This is a genomic window from Vibrio sp. 10N.222.46.A1 (assembly GCF_041473595.1).
Lineage (GTDB): Bacteria > Pseudomonadota > Gammaproteobacteria > Enterobacterales > Vibrionaceae > Vibrio > Vibrio tasmaniensis_A.
Window position 1 is genome coordinate 1 of record NZ_JBFRSN010000933.1, and the last position, 1,199, is coordinate 1,199.

General features: G+C 32.0%; 1 protein-coding gene and 1 pseudogene. Both read left to right on the forward strand.

All coding sequences use genetic code 11. The features are described 5' to 3' along the window. The first annotated feature begins 51 nt into the window (after positions 1 to 51). A complete protein-coding gene (locus AB4496_RS22220; protein WP_009845954.1) occupies positions 52 to 525 on the forward strand; it encodes a hypothetical protein in 474 nt (157 codons plus the stop codon). Between the two features lie 11 nt (positions 526 to 536). Continuing rightward, positions 537 to 1,199: pseudogene (locus AB4496_RS22225) on the forward strand (hypothetical protein); the annotation flags it as partial.

Below are 1,199 nucleotides of genomic sequence, written 5' to 3' on the forward strand. Positions count from 1 at the left end.
ATCCATGTCATTCGTTAGCACGTTTTTTAAGTTAATTATAAAAAGGGTAGTATGGAAATTTCAGAAAAATTAATGACTGCGATTATTGCAGGAGGCGTATCACTTTTTGTTGCTTTGATTAGTTTTGTTACGAATGTGTATCAAAACAATATGGCTGAGAAAAAACTTAAAACGGAAATCAAAAATAAGTTTACTGAAAAGTTGTATGAAAAGCGAATTGAGTTATATCCAAAAGCTTTTTTAATCGTTTCAAAAATACAGAAAAGAAAAGCTCCTGAACTAATTATTTCAAAAGATCTGCAAGCTAATGTGTTAACTGAGTTAAATTTATGGGCAGAAAATGAAGCAGGATTGTTTTTATCTAAGGATGTAATTAAATCATATTATTCGCTACGAAAAGAATTGGGAAATAACCCTGGCGATGGTGAAAAATATACCAAAATACAAGCAGATAAAATTTGGAAAGCACGTACGAATTTTCGTTCAGCTTTGAGGTCTGATATTGCTCTTTTACATTATAAATAATTGGAGTTGTAATGGCTAATAAGAAAAAAAATAAAGGAAAATTAGACTCACATCAAAAAAAAGGAAGTAGTTTAATTGCTCCATTTAATCAAATTCCAAACCGAAACTCTATGTCTTGGGTTAATGACCGTCTTCCTTGTATGTTGTGGGCTGGTTTATTGATTAATGGGCTTAGTAGAGATAATGCCCTAGAGGTTTTCAGAGAAATTGGAACTAAGCTAGGGTTGGAGCATAAAGGTATTGACGAAGGTGAAAAGAAAATGCCAAGAATAGGTCTTTATGGCCTTTCTATTATTGATAAAACATTAAAAAATGAATTTTTTAATGTTTTAAGTTTACACCCTGAATCAAAATCAGCTTTGAGACCACTTTTATTGTTAGATTGTCTACCAATGCGCGAAAAGTGGCTTGAATTTTGTGGAGAGGTTGATGTTAAAAAAGAAGATTGGAAAGTTTTAGCACAAACTACTGCTCTATTATTAGATCATCAGTCACAAGAAGCGACTGATTGTCGATGGGCGTATTTATTACCGAGTGTAAATTCAGGTATGTTAGTGCTACAAAATGAAGAACAATATAAAGAGTTTCAAGAATATCCATATTATCAAGACCAAAGAAAAGTTAGGCCATTTATCCGAAGTACTGAAATGTCGATCAGTAATACGGTATTAGAA